General features: G+C 57.8%; 6 protein-coding genes. 4 read left to right on the forward strand and 2 right to left on the reverse strand.

Annotated features, from left to right (window positions below):
• Positions 1-428 (reverse strand): S4 domain-containing protein (locus tag ABJQ89_RS00975; protein WP_348494412.1); only part of this gene is annotated, 428 nt, incomplete at its 3' end.
• Between the two features lie 53 nt (positions 429-481).
• Between ABJQ89_RS00975 and ABJQ89_RS00980 the strand changes: the two genes are divergently transcribed.
• The 4 genes from ABJQ89_RS00980 to ABJQ89_RS00995 are packed head-to-tail and all read left to right on the forward strand — an operon-like array spanning position 482 to position 4,057.
• Positions 482-934 carry a nucleoside deaminase gene (locus tag ABJQ89_RS00980; RefSeq protein ID WP_348494413.1) on the forward strand — a complete coding sequence of 151 codons (453 nt, stop codon included), beginning with the start codon at positions 482-484 and terminating at the stop codon, positions 932-934.
• A 46-nt stretch (positions 935-980) separates the two neighbouring features.
• Complete coding sequence (locus ABJQ89_RS00985; protein ID WP_348494414.1) at positions 981-1,964, forward strand: membrane dipeptidase; 984 nt, start codon at positions 981-983, stop codon at positions 1,962-1,964.
• A complete protein-coding gene (locus tag ABJQ89_RS00990; RefSeq protein ID WP_348494415.1) occupies positions 1,961-3,613 on the forward strand; it encodes a hypothetical protein in 1,653 nt (550 codons plus the stop codon). The genes ABJQ89_RS00985 and ABJQ89_RS00990 overlap by 4 nt, the downstream gene beginning before the upstream one ends.
• A gap of 3 nt (positions 3,614-3,616) precedes the next feature.
• Positions 3,617-4,057 carry a DUF3726 domain-containing protein gene (locus ABJQ89_RS00995; RefSeq protein ID WP_348494416.1) on the forward strand — a complete coding sequence of 147 codons (441 nt, stop codon included), beginning with the start codon at positions 3,617-3,619 and terminating at the stop codon, positions 4,055-4,057.
• Here ABJQ89_RS00995 and truA read toward each other — a convergent pair.
• Positions 4,054-4,812, reverse strand: a 759-nt coding sequence (gene truA / locus ABJQ89_RS01000) for a tRNA pseudouridine(38-40) synthase TruA (RefSeq protein ID WP_348494417.1), incomplete at its 5' end; no start/stop codon positions are given. The genes ABJQ89_RS00995 and truA overlap by 4 nt on opposite strands.

A 4,812-nucleotide genomic window follows, 5' to 3' on the forward strand; every position in this document is an offset into this window, starting at 1 on the left:
CGGACGCGGTATTTACGCATCCAGCCCGTCGCGGGCAATTCCAGCTTGCGCTTCAGCTCGCCATCATTGGTGAGCAGGATCAACCCTTCGGAGTTCAGATCGAGGCGACCAACGCTCATCACGCGGGGCATGGTTTCGGGCAGATCGTCATAGATCGTCTTGCGGCCCTTTTCATCGCTGTCCGTCGTCACAAGGCCAAGAGGCTTGTGATAGAGCCACACACGCGGTGGCTCTGGCGGGGCCATCGGTTTGCCATCCACGGAAATCTTTGCGCGCGAATCCACGTTGAGGGCAGGGCTGTCGATCACCTTGCCATTCACCGAGATACGGCCAGCTTCGATCATGCGCTCTGCCTCACGGCGAGATGCGACGCCCGCGCGGGCCAAGACTTTTGCGATACGATCGCCTTTGGGTGTTTCTGTACTCATAAGCTTGCTTTAGGGTATTGAGGCGCGCAGCGAAAGGTAGATGGACCGCTATTATGCAATTCACGTCATTTATGGATGTTGCCTTGGAGGAAGCCCGCCTTGCAAGTCGCGAGGGCGAGGTGCCTGTTGGTGCGGTTGTGGTGAAAGACGGCGAAATCATTGGCCGCGGTCGCAATGCCACGCGCATCGGGCATGATCCCTCTGCACATGCGGAAATCATGGCAATCCGTGCCGCTTGTGCCGCTTTGGGGCAGGACCGTTTGACGGGCTGCGATTTATACGTGACGCTAGAGCCCTGCGCGATGTGCGCCGGCGCGATTGCCCACGCGCGCATAGCGCGGCTTTATTTCGGGGCGAGCGATCCCAAATCAGGCGGCGTCACGGTTGGCGCGCGGGTGTTTGAGCAAAGCCAAAGCCATCACGCGCCAGAGGTGTACGATGGCATTGGGGCAGAAGCTGCGGTGGAACTGCTCCAAACTTTCTTCGCGAAAAAGCGCGGCGGCTGAATTTTCCATCTTGCTCGCGCCAGGCTTTGGGTCCAGCGTGCTTTTCATGAAAGCACCCCTGATCGACAATCTGCAATATGCCAACTGGTCTGAAACCATCTTTCGCCAAATGCGAGAGGGCGGGGTCGACGCGGTGCATGTCACCATCGCCTATCACGAAAGTTTCCGTGAAATGGTGTTGAACCTTGAGGCCTTCAACCGCTGGTTCGAACGCTTTCCCGAGTTGATATTCAAAGGCACCAGCGCCGCTGATGTGCGCCTTGCGCAAGAAACGGGGCGCACGGCGATCTTCTTTGGCTTTCAGAACCCAAGCCCGATTGAGGACGACATTGGCCTTGTGGAGATTTGCCATCAGCTCGGTGTGCGTTTTATGCAGCTGACCTATAACAACCAATCGCTGCTCGCGACGGGCTGTTATGAGGACGACGACACGGGCCTGACGCGTATGGGCAAACAGGTCGTGCAGGAAATGAACCACGTTGGGATGGTCGTGGACATGTCCCATTCTGCGGATCGCTCCACGTTGGAAGCGATAGAACATTCAAGCCGCCCCATCGCGATCACACATGCGAACCCCCATTGGTGGCACCCCGCGCTGCGCAATAAATCGGACGAGGTGCTCATGGCGCTGACGGGCGCGGGCGGTATGCTTGGCTTTTCCGTCTACCCGCATCACTTGAAAGATGGTCCTGCCTGCACGCTGCAGAGTTTTTGCGAAATGGTGGCGGAAGCGGCATCGCGCTATGGGGCGGAGCATTTGGGCATCGGCACGGATCTCTGTCAGGATCAGCCCGATAGCATTGTCGAATGGATGCGTGTCGGGCGTTGGAGCAAGGTCATCGATTACGGTGAGGGCAGCGCGAGCGATGCAGGCTTTCCGCCGATGCCAAGCTGGTTCAACGACAACCGCGATTTCGGCAATGTTTCGCAAGGTTTGATCGATGTAGGTTTTGCGCAGGCAGAGGTCGATGGCATCATGGGCGGCAATTGGTTGCGCTTTTATGAAAGCTCCTTTGGTGGATTGCCATGACCGCAGCCCTGTCTGATCCCATCGCGCAGGTCGCGCTGCGCCCACCGAGCACGGTGATGCGCCTGCGCCGAATGGGCGCGATGTTTCCGACACGGCTGTCTTTTCTACGCACCTTGCTCCGTGATCTTGCGGCTGAAAACGCTCAAGTAACGCGCCCAGTTTGGGAAATGGACGAGGGCGGTTTTGGCCATGCTGTCTACACGCTGCGATTGGGTGGTTTTGATTATTCGCTCGTCGCTATTTCCACTGATCTACCGCCAGAGCTGCGCACGGACCGTGTGATCGCGACGGCGTGGGACACGGCTTATGTCCTTTATGATGGGATACCTGATGCGGCTGAAATCGCTCGCATCGTCGCATCCGCACCGCATCAAGAAGCGTCGCGTTATACCGCGCGCGATTTGGTTCTGAGCCGCGCCAACAAATCCGTGCGCCTGTTCCAGCATACCGTTGATGCGTTGAAATCAGGCGGCCAACCTGACGCGCAGATGGTGCGTGATATCGGCTATCTCATGCGCACTACCGCAGTTTATGGCAACGGCAAATTCGGTATCGCTGATCGCGCTCATATCGCATCGCGACCTTTCTTGGGTGGTCCCTTCGCGGCAGAAATGCTGACGGTTTGGCTGATCCGTGGCTTCACCCATGATCTGGTCGAACATGTGGGCGGCGCGGCGCTTGATCCCGTTTTGAAACGGCATTTAGGGATTGGCAATTCCACAGGTCTAGGCATGGCGCCGTTCTTGGTGAGCCATCCAAGGCTCCTCGACAGTTGGATGCAAGTGCGCGAGACGGCTTTGGCGCGGGTGGCGGCGCACCCGAAATTGACGGCAGATCAACAAGCGCAGCTTCATGCAATGGCCGCGCGCGCCTCGCGACATATGGAGGATTGGAACGTTCCAGACGAGATTGCCGCCGCACGGATCACTGAACTGCGCAAGGATTGGCCTGAGGTTCAGGCGCTACTCAAGCGCTCCCTCGCGGGTGATTATCCGATTGCCGCAGTGCTTGTGGCGTCAAAGGCTTGGTTCGAAGATACCCAAGAATTGCTGATCGCCCTCTTGCTGGAACCCTTTGGCGCGTTGATCGACGGTTTGACGGAGTGTTTGGCGAACCCTTTCACCGCGCAAATTGATCCTGCGATGGATGTCGCGGTGTTGCGTGATTTGATCGCGCGCGATTGGGATTGGGCCTTGGCGCTCGACTTTGACAGTAAAACAGAGACCGCGCAGTTTTGGTATGTGTCAGAAGCCAAGCAAGAACCGCGTTTAGGGTTGCGGCATGAGGAAGAAGGCGCTGAGTTAGAAAGCCCGCTCGATATTGCGCGGCAAGTCGCGACGCTTGCTTTCGCGCTTGAAGGGAAAATAGGAAGTGTTGCAGAACTCGTCATGGCGCAGCCAGAACAGCGGTTCGCGGTGCGCCGTGTACAGAGCCTAGCAATAGCGCCTTATGGCGAAATTCGTGACAATCTGATTGGCGAGGATTGCCTGCCTATCGATATGCTGCGCTGCAAACTGTCGTTCTTTGGCGCGTCGAAGTTTGACCCAAAGTCAGATCGCTGGACGCGCATCACCCTATTCCAAGGGGCGCCTTTGTTTGATGAACTCCAAGGCGCGGAGGCCTGTTGGCTGCCGTGTTTCGGGGAATAGAGCATGCGATCAAGCAATGAGATTTCGGGCATGGTGCTCAAGGCGGCGCGCGGGGCGGGGATGCCGCTGGGCTGCGCTGAAGACTTGGCCCGCATAGCGCCTTTATTGGCCAAGGATAATACGCTTAGTCTTATCGTTGGTCTGCTTAAAGTTCCCTTGGATCGACCTGTGTTGGAAGAGGGTAGCCTTCGGCGCGGTCATCCTGTTCTGACAGCGATTGCCTCGCTCGATCTCGCGGCCGCTGGGATCGAAGCGCGCGTTGAGGATGAGATCGACGCATCCCTCGCGCAGATGATGCAGCAAGTTGAGATACCTGCAGGTCCGTTTGAGGTTGATACCGCGGTTTGGGATCGCCTAAACGCATTCGCAGCCAAAATGCTCGTGCCTGAAACCGAAGCGTCCCGACTTGCAGGCGCAGGGGCCGGGTTGACGGACAACGATTAGATCGTTGCGCCCGCGAACACATCTTCGGGATAAGTGACATGAGCGAGGTAGAGGCCATGGGGTGGACTGACTGGCCCACAGGCGGATCGCTCGCACGCCTCAAGCGCGCGTTTCACATCGTCCGGTTCCCATGACCCAGCGCCGACGCATTCCAACGTTCCAACAAAGCTGCGCACTTGATTATGCAAGAAAGAGCGCGCGCGCACGGTGAAGCGGATTTCAGGGCCAGAGGGGCCATCGATACGGCGCACAGTCAGCTCATCAAGCGTTTTCACAGGGCTGTCTGCCTGACAGATGGAGGAACGGAATGTCGTGAAGTCATGCAGGCCAATCAGGTGGTTGGCGGCCTCTTGCATCGCATCTGCATCCAAATCGCGGGAGATTTGCCAAACCAGCCCTGCATCATGCGTCGCAGGAGCGCGGCGCATTAGAAGGCGGAATTCATAGCGCCGCTCAAGGGCCGAAAACCGCGCGTGCCAATCGTCATCCACTTTTACGCAAGCGGTGATCGCGATGGGATCCGGTTTCAGATGGTAATTCAAAGCCTCAGACAAACGAAAAGGGTCCCAATCACGGGTTAGATCACAATGCGCGACTTGCCCCCATGCATGCACACCCGCATCGGTGCGCCCTGCCGCCGCAATCGTGTGCGACCCTTTTTCGAGCTTGCCCAGAGCAGCCTCAATCTGCCCCTGAACAGAGGTGTGTTCCTTCTGGCGCTGCCATCCAACGAAAGGCGCGCCGTGGTATTCAAC

Origin of the sequence: Planktotalea sp., from assembly GCF_039984035.1 — a bacterium.
Classification (GTDB): Bacteria; Pseudomonadota; Alphaproteobacteria; order Rhodobacterales; family Rhodobacteraceae; genus Planktotalea.

What these genes read in the sequence shown, in the direction of transcription:
- ABJQ89_RS00980 (WP_348494413.1), top strand. Translation starts at nt 482, where the DNA reads ATGCAATTCACGTCATTTATGGATGTTGCCTTGGAGGAAGCCCGCCTT.
- ABJQ89_RS00985 (WP_348494414.1), top strand. Translation starts at nt 981, where the DNA reads ATGAAAGCACCCCTGATCGACAATCTGCAATATGCCAACTGGTCTGAA.
- ABJQ89_RS00990 (WP_348494415.1), top strand. Translation starts at nt 1,961, where the DNA reads ATGACCGCAGCCCTGTCTGATCCCATCGCGCAGGTCGCGCTGCGCCCA.
- ABJQ89_RS00995 (WP_348494416.1), top strand. Translation starts at nt 3,617, where the DNA reads ATGCGATCAAGCAATGAGATTTCGGGCATGGTGCTCAAGGCGGCGCGC.